The organism is Ruania rhizosphaerae (genome assembly GCF_009805705.1).
Lineage (GTDB): Bacteria > Actinomycetota > Actinomycetes > Actinomycetales > Beutenbergiaceae > Ruania > Ruania rhizosphaerae.
This window is the reverse complement of the sequence record NZ_VSMB01000005.1, coordinates 137,433-154,081: the sequence shown is the minus strand read 5'-3', so window position 1 is coordinate 154,081 and position 16,649 is coordinate 137,433. Positions and strand designations below refer to the sequence as shown.

14 protein-coding genes, 1 tRNA gene, 1 pseudogene and 1 riboswitch are annotated in these 16,649 nt (G+C 70.6%); of the genes and pseudogenes, 6 read left to right on the top strand and 10 right to left on the bottom strand.

Annotation, left to right across the window (positions count from 1 at the left end; translation table 11 throughout):
• Positions 1–66 precede the first annotated feature (66 nt).
• From FV560_RS09545 to FV560_RS09535, 3 genes are read right to left on the bottom strand one after another with little or no spacing between them, the layout of a single operon-like run.
• A complete protein-coding gene (locus FV560_RS09545; RefSeq protein ID WP_159621297.1) occupies positions 67–642 on the bottom strand; it encodes a GNAT family N-acetyltransferase in 576 nt (191 codons plus the stop codon).
• A 1-nt stretch (position 643) separates the two neighbouring features.
• Positions 644–1,873: a molybdopterin molybdotransferase MoeA gene (locus FV560_RS09540; protein WP_159621296.1), complete on the bottom strand. Its 1,230-nt coding sequence runs from the start codon at positions 1,871–1,873 to the stop codon at positions 644–646.
• Positions 1,874–1,886: 13 nt separating this feature from the next.
• The gene (locus FV560_RS09535; RefSeq protein WP_159621295.1) at positions 1,887–2,807 is read right to left on the bottom strand and encodes a UTP--glucose-1-phosphate uridylyltransferase; all 921 of its coding nucleotides are present in this window, start codon (positions 2,805–2,807) and stop codon (positions 1,887–1,889) included.
• Positions 2,808–2,899: 92 nt separating this feature from the next.
• Between FV560_RS09535 and FV560_RS09530 the strand changes: the two genes are divergently transcribed.
• Complete coding sequence (locus FV560_RS09530) at positions 2,900–3,520, top strand: 5-formyltetrahydrofolate cyclo-ligase (RefSeq protein WP_159621294.1); 621 nt, start codon at positions 2,900–2,902, stop codon at positions 3,518–3,520.
• A gap of 36 nt (positions 3,521–3,556) precedes the next feature.
• Here the strand turns inward: FV560_RS09530 and FV560_RS09525 are convergent, their stop codons facing one another.
• A complete protein-coding gene (locus tag FV560_RS09525) occupies positions 3,557–6,238 on the bottom strand; it encodes a penicillin acylase family protein (protein WP_159621293.1) in 2,682 nt (893 codons plus the stop codon).
• Here FV560_RS09525 and FV560_RS20605 point away from each other — a divergent pair.
• Positions 6,119–6,499, top strand: a pseudogene (locus tag FV560_RS20605) (FmdB family zinc ribbon protein); the annotation flags it as partial. The gene FV560_RS09525 and the pseudogene FV560_RS20605 sit on opposite strands and share 120 nt — an antisense overlap.
• 62 nt (positions 6,500–6,561) lie before the next feature.
• On the opposite strand, the gene FV560_RS20600 reads toward FV560_RS20605, so the two are convergent.
• Positions 6,562–6,732 (bottom strand): hypothetical protein, encoded by a 171-nt coding sequence (locus FV560_RS20600; RefSeq protein WP_338049699.1) that lies wholly within the window; start codon positions 6,730–6,732, stop codon positions 6,562–6,564.
• A 115-nt stretch (positions 6,733–6,847) separates the two neighbouring features.
• Here FV560_RS20600 and FV560_RS09515 point away from each other — a divergent pair, with 115 nt between their 5' ends.
• Together FV560_RS09515 and mscL are read left to right on the top strand one after the other, a co-directional pair.
• On the top strand, positions 6,848–7,519 hold the full coding sequence (locus tag FV560_RS09515) for an SAF domain-containing protein (RefSeq protein WP_159621291.1): 672 nt from the start codon (positions 6,848–6,850) through the stop codon (positions 7,517–7,519).
• A 27-nt stretch (positions 7,520–7,546) separates the two neighbouring features.
• Positions 7,547–7,936 carry a large conductance mechanosensitive channel protein MscL gene (mscL, locus tag FV560_RS09510; protein ID WP_159621290.1) on the top strand — a complete coding sequence of 130 codons (390 nt, stop codon included), beginning with the start codon at positions 7,547–7,549 and terminating at the stop codon, positions 7,934–7,936.
• A 74-nt stretch (positions 7,937–8,010) separates the two neighbouring features.
• Here the strand turns inward: mscL and FV560_RS09505 are convergent, their stop codons facing one another.
• The 3 genes from FV560_RS09505 to FV560_RS09495 all read right to left on the bottom strand — a co-directional run bounded on the left by FV560_RS09505 (position 8,011) and on the right by FV560_RS09495 (position 12,821).
• Positions 8,011–8,238 (bottom strand): hypothetical protein, encoded by a 228-nt coding sequence (locus FV560_RS09505; RefSeq protein ID WP_159621289.1) that lies wholly within the window; start codon positions 8,236–8,238, stop codon positions 8,011–8,013.
• A gap of 2 nt (positions 8,239–8,240) precedes the next feature.
• Positions 8,241–12,596, bottom strand: a complete 4,356-nt coding sequence (locus FV560_RS09500) for a hypothetical protein (protein ID WP_159621288.1) — start codon at positions 12,594–12,596, stop codon at positions 8,241–8,243.
• 152 nt (positions 12,597–12,748) lie between these two features.
• Positions 12,749–12,821: transfer RNA gene (locus FV560_RS09495), tRNA-Arg, on the bottom strand.
• An 85-nt stretch (positions 12,822–12,906) separates the two neighbouring features.
• Here FV560_RS09495 and FV560_RS09490 point away from each other — a divergent pair.
• Together FV560_RS09490 and rocD are read left to right on the top strand one after the other, a co-directional pair.
• Complete coding sequence (locus tag FV560_RS09490; protein WP_159621287.1) at positions 12,907–13,359, top strand: SRPBCC family protein; 453 nt, start codon at positions 12,907–12,909, stop codon at positions 13,357–13,359.
• Positions 13,356–14,522 (top strand): ornithine--oxo-acid transaminase, encoded by a 1,167-nt coding sequence (gene rocD, locus FV560_RS09485; RefSeq protein WP_159621286.1) that lies wholly within the window; start codon positions 13,356–13,358, stop codon positions 14,520–14,522. The genes FV560_RS09490 and rocD overlap by 4 nt, the downstream gene beginning before the upstream one ends.
• Positions 14,523–14,531: 9 nt before the next feature.
• Here the strand turns inward: rocD and FV560_RS09480 are convergent, their stop codons facing one another.
• Together FV560_RS09480 and FV560_RS09475 are read right to left on the bottom strand one after the other, a co-directional pair.
• Positions 14,532–15,467: a universal stress protein gene (locus FV560_RS09480; RefSeq protein WP_159621285.1), complete on the bottom strand. Its 936-nt coding sequence runs from the start codon at positions 15,465–15,467 to the stop codon at positions 14,532–14,534.
• 162 nt (positions 15,468–15,629) lie between these two features.
• Positions 15,630–16,388, bottom strand: coding sequence for a C40 family peptidase (locus FV560_RS09475; protein ID WP_235020036.1), 759 nt, complete (start codon positions 16,386–16,388; stop codon positions 15,630–15,632).
• 53 nt (positions 16,389–16,441) lie between these two features.
• Positions 16,442–16,621: riboswitch (cyclic di-AMP (ydaO/yuaA leader) on the bottom strand.
• Between the last annotated feature and the right edge of the window lie 28 nt (positions 16,622–16,649).

Genomic DNA, 16,649 nt, shown 5'->3' with positions numbered 1-16,649 from the left:
TCGACACGCATGCGTCGGGCTGGGGCGCATCCTGCGCCGTGCTGGTCCACCCGTGTCGGTGCCGCCTCAGCGACCCCGCAACCGGGCCACCAACCCCTCCCCAATCTCGTCCCGGTTGAGCGCGAAACTCCGGTGATCGGCCCACCGGCCCTGGATGTGCAGATACCCCGGCCGCAGCCCTTCTTCCCGGAACCCGAGCTTGGCGACCACGCGCAGACTGGCGGCGTTCTCGGGCCGAACATTGATCTCCACCCGGTGCAGCCCGAGCCGGAACCAGCAGAAGTCTGCCGCCATCGCCACCGCCATCGGGGTGATCCCCCGCCCGGCCACGTGCTCGGAGATCCAGTACCCGATGGTGGCCGCCTGCAACGAGCCACGCACCACGCCGGCGATGGTCACCTGGCCGACGATCTCGCCCCGGTACTCCATGACGAAGGCGTAGCCGCTGCCTTCTTTCGCGGCCCGCGCCTGGTCGCGCACGTATTGCCGGAACGTGGGGCGATAGGTGGCCGGCTCCGGGGAGGTGGCCTCCCAGGGCGCCAGCCACGCGGCGTTACGACGGCGCAGCGCCTCCCATGCGCGCCGGTCACCCCGGCGCAGTGGCCGGAGCCGCAACTCCCGGGCCACCAGTTCCAGCTCCACCTCAGCTCTCCAGCACCAGGCAGTGCAGCTGGGCCCCTGCCTCGACCGTCGTGACGCCCTCCGGCACGACCGCCAGTCCGTTCGCCCGCGACATCGCGCTGACCGATAGCCGGCCGGGGACTCCCACCGGGGTCGCCCGGTAGCCGGCGTCCGGGCTTCCGAGCACCGTGACCGGGACAAACTGGCGCCGCCCGGCTGGGGAGTCCCAGGCCCGCGTGACGGCGGCCGGTACCGTCGGGCGGTATCGCTCGCTGTGCCCGGCCATCGCAAGCAGCGCCGGGCGAACGAACACCTCGTAGCCCACCTGCGCGGCCGCAGGGTCTCCAGGCAGGCATACGATCGGGGTCGGCGTCCCGCTGGTCTGACCTCCGATCACCCCGACGCCGAACTGCCGCCCAGGCGCAATGGCGACGTTGTCGAAACGCACCTGCCCGAGCTGCGCGAGGACCTCCTTCACGGTGTCGTTCCCGCCGTAGCTCAGCCCCCCGGTGGTGATGACCACATCGGCCCGCACGAGTTGATCCTCCAGCGTCTCGGCCAGGTGGGTGCGCGCGTCCGGTACGGCCGCCACCCGGAATGTCGCACCGCCGGCATCCTGCACGGCGGTGGCGAGTGCGTGGCCGTTGGCATCGAACACCTGCCCGGCGCTGGCCCGCCGTCCCGGTTCGGCGAGCTCATCACCCACGGAGACCAGCACCACCCGTGGGCGCGGGTGGACGCCAACCCGGGCCCGGCCCAGCGCAGCGAGCAGGGCGATCTGCCGTGCACCGATACGCTCCCCCGCCGCGAGCGCGATCTCCCCGGTGCGCAGGTCCTCCCCTTGCCTGCGCACGAACGAACCCGGTACGGGACCGGAGCGCACGTGCACGGCCGCACGACCGCCGTCGGTGTCCTCCAGCGGGACCACAGCATCGGCCCCGCCGGGCAGCGGCGCCCCAGAGGCCACCTTCAACGCCGATCCCGTCACCACGCGGTGGTCATCCACCGATCCGGCGACGATCTCGTCGAGCACACGCAAGGTGACCTGCGACTGCGGCGTGGCCCCATCGACGTCCCGGCTGATGACGGCATATCCGTCGATCCCGGCGAGGTCGCGCTCGGGTAGGTCGTCACCGGCCAGGACGTCCTCAGCGAGCACACATCCCACGGCATCGTGGAGCACCACGTCGAGCGGCGGAAGCGGCTGCAGGAGGTCCAGCACCGCACCGAGGTGCTCCGAGACAGACTTCATCGCTGAACCGTCGTCATCGCGATGCCACGTACCCGCGCAACCAGTTCAGGAAGTCCTCACCCAGATCCTGGTGGTCGGCTCCCAGCTGGACGACAGCCTTGAGGTAGTCGAGCCGGTCGCCGGTGTCATAGCGCCGTCCGCGGAAGATCACGCCGTGCACACCGCCGCCGGGTCCGGGCCGTCCGGCGAGCTCGGCGAGGGCGTCGGTGAGCTGGATCTCCCCGCCGCGGCCGGGTTCGGTGGTGCGCAGCACGTCGAAGACCTCGGGGTGGAGCACGTAGCGGCCGATCATCGCCAGGTTGGAGGGGGCGTCGGCGGCGTCGGGTTTCTCGACCATGTGCTGCACGCGCACGATGTCCTCGCTGCGGGAAGCGAGGTCGCCGGTGAGGGCCGAGAGGTCGACCGGCTCGACGGCGGCGCACCCGTACAGATGGATCTGGCTCGGCTCGACCTCCATCAGCGCGATGACCGACCCGCCGAGGGCTTCCTGGGCGGCGATCATCGTCGGCAGGATCGGGTCGCGGGCGTCGATGAGGTCGTCCCCGAGCTGGACGGCGAAGGGTTCGTCGCCGACATGCGCGGCGGCGGTGAGCACGGCGTGGCCGAGTCCGAGCGGGGCTCCCTGGCGCACCAGGTGCACCTGCGCAAGCTCGGAGGAGGCCCGCACGGCCTCCAGCCGCGCCTGGTCACCCTTGGCTTCGAGCACGCGTTCCAACTCGGGCGCGGAGTCGAAGTGGTCACCCACTGAGGACTGCCCACGTCCGGTCACGAGCACCACATCGGTGAGTCCGGCGGCCGCGGCTTCCTCCACCACGTATTGGATCGAGGGCGTATCGACCACCGGCAACATGACCTTCGGGATCGCCTTCGTCGCCGGCACGAACCGGGTGCCGAGGCCTGCCACGGGAACCACTGCCTTTGTCACTGCGCTCATGGGGCCCACGGTATCGGTCCGTCTGGCGAGATGTGTCAGCCTCTGCTCGCTGGTCCCTGGCGAACGCGGTCCGAGGGTGCGAAGGTAGAGATATGTGGACCCTCTCACCCAGCCTCCCCGACGCGGCCGGACTGGAGCTCGAGGATGCAAAACAGCTCGTCCGGGAGGAGGTACGCCGTCACCGTCGTGACCGCCCTGAGCGCGAGCGCCGAGAGGCAGCGGATGCGATCGCCGTCCACGCCCACGCCCTGCTGGACGGCGTCACGACCGTGGCCGCCTATGCTGCCCGGCCTGCCGAGCCCGACACCGGGCCGTTGCTGGAGGTACTGGGCGAGGCCGGTGTGGAGATCCTGCTGCCGGTCCTCGGTCCGGGACTGACCCGGGACTGGGCCACCTACCGGGTCGGGGACCCGCTCGCCGAGCGTGCACCCGGCCGTCCGCCGGAGCCGGACGGTCCCGGCCTCGGTGAGGCGGCGATCGCCCAGGCGGACCTGGTATTCGCCCCCGCTCTCGGGGTCGACGACCGTGGCGTCCGGCTCGGGCAGGGGGGCGGCTGGTATGACCGCGTACTCACCCACGCACGCCCCGGCACGCCGGTCATCGCGGTGGTCTTCGACGACGAACGGTGCTCCGACCCGTTGCCATCAGCTCCGCACGATCGCCCCGTGGACGGCGTCCTGACGCCCTCGGGCGTGGAGTGGCTGCGTCCCTGAGCTACTCGGCAGCACCACGGCAGTCACTGCCGTGCCTCAGGGCTGCAGCGTCAGCCGCTGCTGTTCTGCCGCTTCGACCGCGCTCCTGCTGAAGGGCCAGGGATACGTCTCCCCAGCTGCCCAGGCCTCGTACTGGTCGCCGTAGTGTCCTGACGCCCGATGCCCGGAGCTGCCGGTGAGGTTCACCCACGTCGAGGCGTCCAGATCCGCCAGGTCGACCACCATCCGCATGGAAGGAACCGCGGTCACGGCAAAGTCCGGGTAGCCCTCGGTCCAGGCGTCGGCACGCCAGCCGTTGGCGTTGACGATCGATGGCCCGCCACCGAGCCCGGCGTCGGGGAGGTTCATGTAGTCGGCCACGATCGCGGGGGCGGCATCGCCTCCGAGCACCTCGTGGGTGGGAGTCAATGTGTGGACCCCGCCCCAGCGCCAGTCCTGCGGGTCCTTGCCCAGGGAGACGGTCAGCTGGACCCGGGCATCGATGAGCGCCTCACCCAGGATCTCGTCGCGCTGCTCCACCACGTTCAGCGTCGCCCGGTCGTCCCACCACGGACTGTCCTCGTCCGCAAGGAGACCGCGGACTGCCTCGATCCACCGGCTGCCGCCACTGGGACGGTGGTCAGCGGGGAGCTGATCCCAGAACGTCAGCCGCAGCAGGTTGGTCCAGACGGAGGCGAAGTAGGCAGCGGCGGCGGAGTCGGTGTCGTTGACGTGGTCCCAGTCCTCGAACAGCTCCAGCGCCTCGTTCACGAACTCTGCATCGAGCTCGGAGTCAGCGAAGTCCTCGTCGGCGAACTCGATCTCACGCAGCACCGGTACCAGCATCTCGGCCGCGGGGTCGGTCTCGTCGGCCTGGATGAGCGCCATGTCCTCGACGCCGACAGGACCGGTCTCCACCATCGCGGAGATCCGGTCGTAGATCTGCTGCGCCCGGTAGCCGTAGGCGAAATCGCTTCCGAAGTCAGGATACCGCTCGGGGGTGAGCACCGGCTGGTTGGCGGCCACGATCACACCCGAGTCCGGGTTGAGTGCAGAGGGCAGATCGGCGGGGTCCAGGTACCCCTGCCAGTCGTAGCGCGGGTGCCAGCCCGGTCGCGGCCACGACCCGTCGGAGGGCACGACCGCGTCACGCACTTCCTCCTCGCGCACGGGGATGCGACCCGGCGCCTGATAGCCGATGTCGCCGGCGGTCGTGGCGAACACGATGTTCTGCGTCGGCACCTCGAACAGTGCGGCCGCGGCTGCGATGTCATCGGAATCAGAAGAGGTGTTGATCGCGAACACCGCGTCCATGGTGCGGCCCGGTTCCAGCGCCGTCCAGGAGAGCGCCACAGCGAAACCGCCACTGCCGGGCGGTGGCGAGATCTCCGGGAGCGGCATCTGGCCGGCTTCACGGGTCGAGGTGAGTACGTCGGAGACGATCGGACCGTGTTCGGTGGATCGGATGGTCAGCTCGATCGGCTCACCCCCGTTGACCTCGATGGTCTCGACCCGTTCGGTGAGCCGCTCACGACCGCCGTCGTAGAGGTAGGTGCCGTCCGGGTAGGTGCGTTCGAGGAAGAAGTCGCTGGTGTCGGCAGTCAGGTTCGTCAGCCCCCAGGAGAGATCCGCGTTGTGGCCGATGATCACCCCGGGCATTCCGGCGAAGGTGAATCCGCTGACGTCGAAGGGGCACTCCGGGCCGGTGCTGCGGCAGTGCAGACCGGCCTGGTACCAGATGCCCGGGACGGACGGGCTCAGGTGCGGGTCGTTGGCCAGCAGCGGTAACCCGGACTCGGTGTGTTCGCCGGAGACCACCCAGGAGTTGGAGCCGATACCGTCGCCGCTGCCGAGCGGGTGCGGAACGGCAGCGAGCGCCGAGAGCGTGGACTCCAAGGCCGCGGTGGCGTCGGTGGTGAACACCTCGGTGCCGCTCGCCCCTCCGGGCGACGAGGCATCGGCGTCGGTACCGGTGTTCGCTGTGTCATCGGCGTCCGCGGCGAGTTGAGCATTCGCCTCGGTCTCGGCAGCGGTCGGCAGGATGGGAAGGTTCCGTTCGGCCGGATACTCCGGGAAAAGCTGGGCGACCATGTCCACGTCACCGGTCTGCCCGTACGCGGCGGCCCGTTCGAGCTCGTCACCGTAGTTGCCCACCAGGTCCCAGGCCATGGCCTTGAGCCAGGCGAGGGAGTCCACCGGGTGCCATGGTTCGATGTCCTCGACCTCGACCTGGAGACCGAGCACGGTGTACTCGAGGGCGAGGCTGCTGGGCGAGCGCTCGGCAAGGTAGGCGTTCACCCCGTCGGCGTAGGCGGTGAGGTAGGTGCGGGTCTCGGGTTCGAGCAGGTCCCATTCCTGTTCGGCCACCCGCCGCCATCCCATCGTGCGGATGACCTGATCGGCAGTAATCGCACTCTCGTCCGGGCCCACGAGCTCGGCCAGGCGCCCTGCCGTCAGGTGACGCCGGTAGTCCATCTCGAAGAACCGGTCCTGGGCGTGGACGTACCCCTGGGCCATGAACAGGTCGGTCGCAGTGTCGGCGTACAGGTGCGGGATGCCGCGTTCGTCCCGGATCACTTCGACGGCGCTACCGAGCCCGGGCAGGGAGGCGGTGCCCCCGTGGTCGGGCAGCGGGCGGCGCACGAAGGTGAAGGTGGCCACCGTGGCGACGACCAGTGCGATCACGAGCACGACTGCCAGGCCGAGCCCTGCTCGGCGGAGCACTGTTGTCCCAGACACCCTCCCGAGGGTAGCCGCCGGAACCTCGATCCGCGCCGAGGCGCGGGGGTGGAGGGCGAGCCGGTAGCACGTCGGCCAACGGCACGGTCGAGCACAGTGACGGTTCGGCGTAGACTATGGCGTCGGCCATCTTGGGCCGGCCCCGCTCGAGTCCCGGAGGACCAGGTGCCCACCTACGCCTACGCGTGCTCGTCCTGTTCGCACGCTTTCGACATCTACCAGTCGTTCAGTGATGATGCGCTGACCGTGTGCCCGTCATGCAATGAGCCGACCCTGCGCAAGCAGTTCTCTGCTGTCGGCGTGGTGTTCAAGGGGTCGGGCTTCTACCGCAACGACTCCCGGTCCGGCAGTGAGAAGTCCGGGAGCGCAAAGTCCAACTCCTCCAGTTCCGGTTCGTCAGGATCCTCGGATTCCGGCTCGTCGGGCTCGAGTTCGTCGGGCTCAAGTTCCGAGAAGTCCTCGAGTTCGTCCACCCCGTCGAAGGCCGCCTCCACCTCGTCGTGAGGCGAGCGGGCGCGTCCCGCTCGCGATGTCAGCCCGCTGCGGCCTTGTCCACAGCCCGGGTCCCGGCGGCCGTCACTGCCGGCTCCAGCGTCCTAGCGTCGGCCCATGACGACGTCCCCTCGCCTGACCGGAGCGCTGTGGCGCTTCCGTTTCGTGCTGGCTGCCGTTTGCCTCACCGCAGCCGGTCTGCTCGTAGTGGCCGAGCTCCGGCCCGCGCAGCCGACGGCCACGGTGACGGTTGCCGCCCGGGATCTTCCGGCCGGGAGCGTGCTCACGGCCGCCGACCTGCGCTCCACTCCCGCATTCGATCCACCGTCGGCCGCGCTCCCGGCCGAGGCGCTCATCGGTACCACCCTGGTCGCCGGGGTACCGGAAGGAATGCCCATGGCCGAGACTCTGCTGGTCTCCCCTGGCCTGGCGGATGCCGCCCCCGCAGGAACGGTGGTGGTGCCGGTGACGCTGGCCGATCCGCAATTGATGGCACTGGTGCGGGTCGGCGACCGGCTGCGGCTGTACCAGTCATCCTCCTGGCAGTCGTCGTCGCAGATCCCGGATGGCACCGGCGCCGACCCTGGCGCCGACCTCGTCGCAGACGACGCGCTCGTGCTGGCGCGCCTGGACGAGTCCGGCGACGCGAACGGATTGCTGGAGCTGCCGGCTTCGGACTCCTCTGGTGTCGTTGTGGTGGCCATCGATCCCGAGGCGGCTACTGTGCTGTCCGGTGCCAGTGCTCTCGCTCCTGTGCGAGCGGTGCTGATACCGGGGGATCAGCCATAGCAACACTGAACAGACTGGGAGCTCGCCATGCTGCAGGGATTCAAGGACTTCATCGCACGCGGGAGCGTCATCGATCTCGCCGTCGGCGTCGTCATCGGTGCCGCCTTCGGTGCCGTGGTCACGGCGTTGGTCGAAGGCGTGCTCAACCCACTGATCGCGGCCATTTTCGGCCATCCGAATCTCGACAGCTTGCTGGCGTTCACGATCAACGGCTCGACGATCCAGCCCGGTCTGGTTCTGACGGCGCTGATCAACTTCCTCCTGGTCGCCGCCGCGATCTACTTCGCCGTGGTGCTGCCCATGAACAAGCTCGCCGAGCGGCGCGCCCGTGGCGAGGAACCGGAACCGGTCGCCCCCGCGGAGGACGTTGCGCTCCTCACCGAGATCCGGGACCTGCTGGCGACGAAAGCCTCCTGATCGGTCCTTGCGAACAGTGCATCGGGCGCCCTCGCGAGCAGGGCAATCTGACCCGCCGCCTGCAGCGACGCGCGTCAGGACCAGTGCGGCGGCACGTCGCGCAGGAAACGCTCGTCGTCCGAGCTGTCCGGTGTCCCGCCGTTTCCGTCATCGCCGCGCCGGGCACGGTCCTCACCGGATTCGACAAGCCGCCGGTCCACCAGCGGTTCGGGACCCGTGCCGGGGTGAACTGCGCGACGATGGCGCCGCCGTGGCCGCCCGTTCGTGATGTCGCCCCCTTCCGGGGGCTCACACTCGGGCACGTTCAGTCCTTGCCCTCGCTGTGCTGGACCGACTCGTCACCGGCTGGCTCCTCCCGGGCGAGCCCGGATCGGCGCGCCGCCGCCGAGAGTACGGCATCGACGTGGGTGCCACGCTTGGCGATCCCGAGCTCGCTACGCAGGTCCTCCCGCAACTCCTCAACCGTCCGCGGCTTCGCGTCGGAGGATATCCACGCCACGAGGGCGTCGAGCTCGTCGTCGCCATAGCGACTCAACGGTTGCCCCACCGGGACGTCGGGGCGTTCGCCGCGTTCGTGTGCACTGCCGTCCGCGTGCCCGGATCCTCCGGGGGCGGCTCCTGCCTGCACATGCGCGGGCGCCTCTGACGTCGTAGCCTGGCCGACCATCGCCACACCCCTGGCCGAGGTCGTCACGGCCGACGTCGTCGCCGCCGAAGGGGCTGCTGCTGAGCTGGTGGTCGCGGGGGCACTGCCGTCGTCGCTGGAGTCGTCCCAGCGCCGCGGTGGTGCCGGCCGCTCCTCAGGTGGGATCCCGGTGCGCTCGGAGACGATCCGCTCCAGCTCGTCGGCGATCTTCTCCGCCTCACCTTGCGGATCCATGAACACGGCGGAGGAGTACACGGTGCGCACCTGCCACCCACGATCGACGAGGCGTTCCACCCAGTGCCGGTCACGGCGGCGCAGGCTGGGCTCGGCCATGTAGTCCTCGTCGTCGGTGAGTACGGCGAGCAGGAGTTCCTCGGGCAGCGCCGGGTGCCCGACGGCCAGCGGGATGCGGATCCCGCCGGGGATCCCGTAGCGCGGTACCACGGTGAGCCCGCGCCGCCACAACCGCTCGGCCAGGTCGAGCAGCAGCCGGTCCACCCCGAGCTCGGGGTCCTCCTGCGGACGCTGCACCTGCCCGGCGGAAGCCATCTGCAGCAGGTCCAGGAGCATCTGCGAGCCGGGGGCACGTACCCGCTCCGGATCGAGGTCCTCCGGTGCCAGGCAGCTGACCACTGTCAACCGGCTACGGACGGCATCCATGGCGTCCACGAGGAATGCGACGCCGTCGGGCCCGGAGATGGCACCGAACCGGTGCAGTACCCGGCCGTGCGGAGTCTTGCCGAACCCGAGGGTGAGCACGATGGCGTCACGTCGCATCCCTGCCGCGGACTCCACGTCCACCACGGTGAATGCCTCCGGGCGGGACTGGTCGAAGAACGCCGACATGCTGGCGCTGCCTGCGGCGACCGAGAGCACCGCCTCCCGCACGCGGTCCGCGTGACGGGTGTTGAGTGCGACGACGGCCAGGGACTCCTCCGGCCGGCTCAGTGCGTGGTCGATCACGAGGTCGACCACCCGGTCCACCTCGGCCTGCACGCTCTCGACCACGTCGGCACCCGGCACCGGCATCCCGGTGCCGTCCACGAGCTCCAGCCGCACGCCACTGTGACCGGGAGGGGTCGGCAGTGGACGGACGGCCTCGTCGTATCCGTGAGCGGACAGGAATGCTGCGACGTCGGGGTCCTGCCGGCCGCGGCCGGGGTGCAGGGCCAGGGTCGGCAGCCACGACAGCTGCGAGATCACGCCACCGGCACCCCCGCGGCGCGAGTCGCCGACCACGACGACCTGCTGAGCCCGCGCGATCGCCGAGATGACCTGTTCGGTGGGTACGTGCTGCACGGCATCGAGCACCACCAGGTCGACAGTGCGCTCCGGCGGCAGCACCTGTGGCACCACCATCGGCGGAACCACCCACACCGGACGCGGCGCCCAGACGACCTCGCAGTAGGCCTCCAGCAGGTCTTTCAGGTCGGTGGCTCCACCCCGCACGGCGCGGTAGAACTCTTGTGCCCGCGCCCGGTCGTGAGCGATGGCGGAGCGGACCCGCTCCCGCACTGTCGCGAGCACAGGCGCCGTCAGGGAGGCGATCTGCTGCCGGTCCGCCTCCCGCAGGGTGAGGGCGGCCTCCTCCAGCACGGACGTCTCCAGACCTGCCAATGCCGGGTCCTCGGCGAGGATCTCCTCAAGCACGCTCGACCACCAGGCGAGGTCGAACTCCGCACCCACGAGCGAGGTGGGCACCCGGCGCTGGGTGAGGTCGGCGAGCAGGTCGTCCAGGCCCAGGTCGCTCAGGTGCGCCAGGACGGCGGCCCGTTCCGGAAGCTGCCGCAGTGCGACGTCGTCGGCGCCCAGACGAGCAATCCTGGTGGCCAGCTCCTCCAACGGCACCTCGGTGAGGGTGCGGCCGCCCAGCGTGGCGCTCAGGACCGGATCGAGGTCGTTCACGAGGCCGGCGACCTTCGCCTCGGTCCGGGTGATCTCGGGCATCCCCTCGGGCAACCGGGGCCACCCGCCACCCGCGCAGTGCCGGCGCCACAGATCGCGCCGCTCCTGGACGTCGATGAGTTCGGCGTGGAGGTCACCGACGGATCCGCCGGGGCGTAGCAGGTCGCGTGCCTGCTTCTTCAGCCGACGCCGCACGCCCCAGCTCATGGCGATATCGTGCTGCGCCCGCCAGGAACGGGTTCCGGTGGCGGCGACCATATCGGAGGCCGACCGTTCGAACACGTGCGGGGTGAAGACATCCAGCGAGGAACGGATACCGTCCAGCAGCAGCAATTGCTCGGCCCACTGCTCCAGGGTGGTCGCCTCGTCGAGCCCGGTCTGAGCAGCAGTCCGGGCGATCTGGGCCCGGAGCTCGGGCAGCAGCTCACCGAGCTCCCGCACGCGCTCCAGCGTGACGGTGGCGTGCTCCGCGGACGCCAGTCGCGCACCGAACCAGGGGGTGTCAGCCGCGCGGAGGCGGAACGCACCGAGTGCGGCAGCCCGGGCCAGCTCTTCGCGGGCGTGCTGGCGGTCCTGCTCGGACATGGACCGAACCGCCCGCGTCGCCACCCGCACCTGGGTGCGTGGGCCCGGACGCTGGGAGGTGAGCTCGGCGAGCGCCTGCAGCGCATCGTAGGCGGAGGCGTCCCACGGCGCCCGGGGTGCGTGCAGGGCGGTCAGATGGTCGCTGAGATCCCTGCGCGCCTGGCGCAGCCGGGCCCGCTCGGCGGCACGCGTCTCGGTGTCGATCTCCGGCTCGGGCGGATTCAGCCCGTCGATCAGGCGTGCCGCCGCGGTGCTCGGCCAGCGCGGGTCATTGCTCAGGTCCAGCGCCAGGTCACTCACCCCGGCGCCACGCATCGCGTCCAGGAGCGCCTGTCCCGCGCGCCGGGTCCCGGGCACGTAGAGCACACGACGCCCGTCGGCGGCAGCCTGCGCGACGACGGCGGCCATCGTGGCGGCGCTGTCGGTCCCGGGCGGAGCGTCGACGAGCAGGTGACCGCCCACGGCGACAGCGTCGAGCACGTCCTGCTGACCGGGATCGAGATCGCCTACCCCGGCTTCGTCGTCCGGATCACGATCCTGGGGGTCGGGCTCGGGCACATCGGTCGCCACGGCCGCCCGCGCACCGTCCACCCCGGCGAGCGCCGCGACCACGTCGTGGGTGGCCAGCTCACGCTGCTGGGTGTCCAGATCGTCGGCCAGCGCCTGCCCAGGGTGTACGAAGGCTCCGACCACGATGCGTGGCTCGAGACGGAACCCTGGCAACGCGGTGCCCAGTTCGGCGATGCGCTCTAGCGCTGGGCGCGGGGAGAATCCGTGCGCGGTCGTGGTCGACCCTGCGACCTGGGCGGCGTCGATGTCGACACCGGCGGCCCGCAGGTCTCGCACGAGGAGGCTGTTCAGTTCCACCGCCGGGTCGATCTCCAGGTCGATCTCCGCATCGGATCCGTGCACCCGCACCCGGACCGGACGCAGCAGCACCGGCGCGTGCACCGTCCGCGGGACGATGTCCTCCGGCTCGGCGGTCAGCGCCGGGACCGCGGGCACCGAGCCGGGGTCGAGCAGATCGACGTCGGCACCCGCGCGGTGGTGCTCCAGGTCGTCTGCGCCCAGCGGGGGGGCGTCAGCACCGGCAGGCTCCCCGGCGGTGGTCGACTCCCACGTCGCTACGCCCATGGCCACATAGGTGGGGGCGACCCCGAATCGTTGCGCGAGCTCCTCGGTACGGGCCACCACCACCCGAGCGCGGCGACGTGCCTGGGTGAGAGCGGACCCCTCCCGCACCAGATTGCTCAGCGGGGTGCTACGACCGGCATACAGCTGGGCGATGCCGGAGGGGTGGGCGGCGGTGAGTTCCACCATCGCCTCCCCCAGGGCATTGACATCCCACAACGCGCTGCCACCAACGAGGTCCGTGAGCCTGCCGCGCCATGCGGCCACGGCAGCGGCGACCTCCCGCTCACGTGGGGTGTCGTGCGGTTCCGAGGCGTCCCGCTGGCCCGTGTCAGGGGTCGGTTCATCGGTGGCACGGGAGCCACCGGGTCGGGGCAGACGGACGGACCTCACGCCCCCACGCTAACGAGAATGCGTGCGTTCGCCGTGCTGACCCGCCGCTAGGCACCCATCTCGTGATGTGCGCTGGTCACCGGGGCGCCTCGAACGCGAACGCCGACCGCACCCGGGTCTCGGAACGGCACCGCCCGGCGCAAGCGCCTCGGTGCCCCCGGCGCGATTCGAACGCGCGACCTACCGCTTAGGAGGCGGTTGCTCTATCCCCTGAGCTACGGGGGCGGACCACCGAAACACTACCTCCCCCGCAGGCCCGCGCGCGAAACTCACTCTCGCGGTCCAGCACCGGCTGTGGGAGCGTAGCCACGTGACCAGCACCACCGCCTCCCGGGTGATCCCCGGGTCCGCGACCGCCGTCTTCGACCACCTGACCACCCTCCCGCTGCACGAATCGCTGATCCCGTTCACCCGGATCACCGCCCGCCCCGGCCCGGCCGAGGTCGGTGACACGATCGTGGCCGTCACCGGCCGGAGGTTGCGAGACGTCATGCTGGTCACCCGGGCAGACCCTCCCGACGGCGCACCTCACCCCTGCCCCGGTGTGGCGGTCTTCGAGAAGGTCGGACCGGTGCTGCTGGGCTCGGCCACGATCCAGGTCAGCCCGCTGGGTCCCCGCACGTGCCGGGTCGACTGGACCGAAGACGTTCACCTGGCCAGACCGCTGCGCCTACTGCACCCGCTCCTCGCCCCCGCCCTGCACCTGATGACCGCTCGAGCGCTGCGGCTGGCCGAGGACGCCGTCGGACGGAGGACAAGATGACCACCCTGGCACCCAATTATCACCCGCTGGACATCGAGATCGCCCACGCCGAGGGCGCGTGGGTGACCGACACTGCAGGCGTCCGGTACCTGGACTGCCTCGCCGGCTTCTCGGCCCTGAACTTCGGGCACCGCCATCCGGCCCTGGTCGCGGCTGCTCACGCACAGCTCGACCGCCTCACCCTCACCTCGCGCGCTGTCGGACATGAATTGCTGGATCCTTTCGCGCAGGCCGTGACCTCACTGACCGGCACCGAGATGCTCCTGCCCATGAACACCGGCGCCGAGGCGGTGGAGACGGCGATCAAGGCGGCCCGCAAGTGGGGTTACGACGTGCGCGGCGTTCCAGCCGACACCGCAACCATCGTCGTCGCCGAGGGCTCCTTCCACGGCCGCACCACCACGATCGTGTCGTTCTCATCCGATGCCGGGGCACGCGCCGGGTTCGGACCGTACACCCCGGGCTTCCGGATCGTGCCGTACGGGGATGCTGGCGCCCTTGCCGCGGCGATCGACGAGACGACGGTCGCAGTCCTTCTCGAGCCGGTTCAGGGCGAGGCAGGCGTGATCGTGCCACCGGAGGGTTACCTGGCGGCAGTGCGAGAGACGTGCAACGCGCAGAACGTGCTGCTCATTCTCGACGAGATCCAGTCCGGGCTCGGCCGCACCGGGGCCATCCTCACCCAGGATCTGGCGGGAGTCCGGGCCGACCTGACCACACTGGGCAAGGCGCTCGGCGGTGGGATCGTCCCGGTCTCGGCGGTGGTCGGACGCGCCGACGTGCTCGGAGGGCTCACACCGGGCACGCACGGGTCGACCTTCGGGGGGAACCCGCTGGCGTGCGCCGTCGGCATCGCCGTGGTCGAGCTGCTGCGCTCGGGCCTCTTCCAGGAGCGGGTGGCCGCGCTGGCGCCAGTGCTCGCGGCCCGCACCGACCAGCTGCTGAGTTCCGGGCATGTGCAGGCGGTACGCCAGATCGGGCTGTGGCTCGGTGTGGACGTCAACGCGCGCACCGGGCGGGAGGTCAGCGAACGGATGGCCGCGAACGGCGTGATCGCGAAGGAGACCCACGATCACACCATCCGGCTGGCACCACCACTGTGCGTCACCGAGGAGGAGTTGCACCTGATGATGGATGCGCTCGCGCTCGCGGTCACGCCCTGACCGCGTCGGTCAGGGCCGCCGCTTCCATCCCATGGCAATCGGCGGCAGCCCCTCGTCCTGGATGCGTGTGGGCACCACTAGCACCGGGCAGACGGAGTGGTGCAGCACTTGCTGGGACGTCGAGCCGAGCAGCATTCCGGCGAATCCGCCGCGCCCGCGGGTGCCGACCACCACCAGGTCGACGGCTGTGGAGAACTCCGAGAGCAGCTCCGCACCGGAGCCGTCAAGAGCGTGCCGGCGGACCGTCAGTTCGCGCCCTTCCAGCGCCCGGTCCACGGTGACGTTCAGCCCCTCGGTGACGTCGGCCAGCACGACCTCACGGTCGACGGCGGCGGGGAGCCAGCCGAGCAGTCCGGCACCGGCGCCGATCGGCACGCCGACCACCGCTGTGAGCTCTGCATCCCACACCTCGGCCTGCTCGATCGCCCGGTCGAGGGCCACCTTCGCCGAGTCCGACCCGTCCACCCCGACGACGATGCGCCGGATCGGCAGCGGGGGCTCGCCGTCGTCCTCGTGCAGCGGTACCACCACGGTGGGGCAGTGGGCATGTGCCGGCAACGCTGAGGAGACGGTACCGAGGATGCGCTCGGCGAACCCGCTGTTGCCGCGGGTGCCGACGACGGCGAGGCACACCTGCTTGGTGAGGTCGACGAGCACACCCGCCGGATCACCGGTCTCGAGGGAGCTGGTGACGTCCACACCGCGCCCGCTCGCCAGCTCCACGGCCTCGTCGAGCGCAGCCTGGGCGCCGTCGCGGATCGCGGTGTCGTCGAGCGTGGCGTAGCCACCGTCCAGCGACGCAGCCGCGAAGGTCGGCAGGGCGTAGGCACACACCAGGTGCAGCCGCCAACCCACTCGTCGCGCCTGGGCCACAGCCCATTCGAGGGCATTGAGGCTCGCAGCAGAGCCGTCGACGCCGACGAGGACGACCTGTTCGTGTTCCATGACCTCTTCCACCCCCGACCTTCGCGGACCTTGGTGGGTCAATTGTGCACGCTCTGACCGGGCTGCGCCTCCGACGCTCCTCACGCCCTCACCAGTTGGGACCGACGACGAACGGGCCCGCCCCTGGAAGTCCAGGAACGGGCCCGTTCGGGAACGTTCAGATCAGCCGACGACGCGGATGAACGTCGGGCTGGAGTTGTAGATCGGGCCGGCGGTCAGCGGCGTGCCCGGGTTCCGGGCCGCGATGTGCTGGTTTCCGCCGAGATAGATCCCGATGTGACCGGGCCACCAGACCAGGTCTCCCGGCTGTGCCTCGGAGGCCGAGACGCGCTGTCCGGCACCGGCCTGCGCACCGGAGGAACGCGGCAGGGAGATGCCGACCTGGGCGTAGACATACTGCGTGAAGCCCGAGCAGTCGAAGCCGGAGGGAGTGCTGCCGCCGTAGACGTACGGGGTTCCGACGTAGCGGTGCGCGATGTTGACGATCTGCGCACGGACACCCGAGACATCGGTCGTCGGCGCCGGAGCCTCGGCGGCCTCGGTGCGCTCGGCGCTCCGGGATGCCTGTGCCGTCGTGGTCGTCTCACGCTCGTAGGTGACGACCGGCTCGGGCTCGGGCTCGGGCTCCGGGGGCGGCGGAGGTGGCGGGGCCTCGGCGGAGACCTCGACCTCGGTGCCGAGGCTCCAGGAGATGTCAGCCGCGACGGTGACAACCTCGGAGACGGCGATCGAATCATCGTCGGCGACGACGGCCGACGCGAGGTTCGCGGTTCGCACCGGGACACTTCCGGGGGATACCGGACCGGCGATCGCTGCGGAGGCGCTCAGTCCGAGGATCACGCCGGAGGAAGCCACGGCTGCTGCCGTTCGCCGCCCCACCGGGCCACGGACGGCCTGGCCGAACGTCGTGAGGGGGGTCACGGGGCGCTGCGCTGCGCGGTGCCGCGCGCGTTCAGTGCACTGGGTCAATTTCGCTTGCCTCTCCTGCTGCCTACGAGGTGAGCTGTCGGGTTCGGGTGGGAGTAACACCCGGTCCGCCGGTCTTACCGGTGGACTTCACCCCGAGGTGCTGGTGCACCGGGAAGTGGGTCCCCCGCCCCTGTCACGGGTATGTCGTAACCCCAGACAGTGACAGGGTTAGGCGTCTGTCCGAGGTGCTCGTCGAAGGAGGGTTTCGTCGAG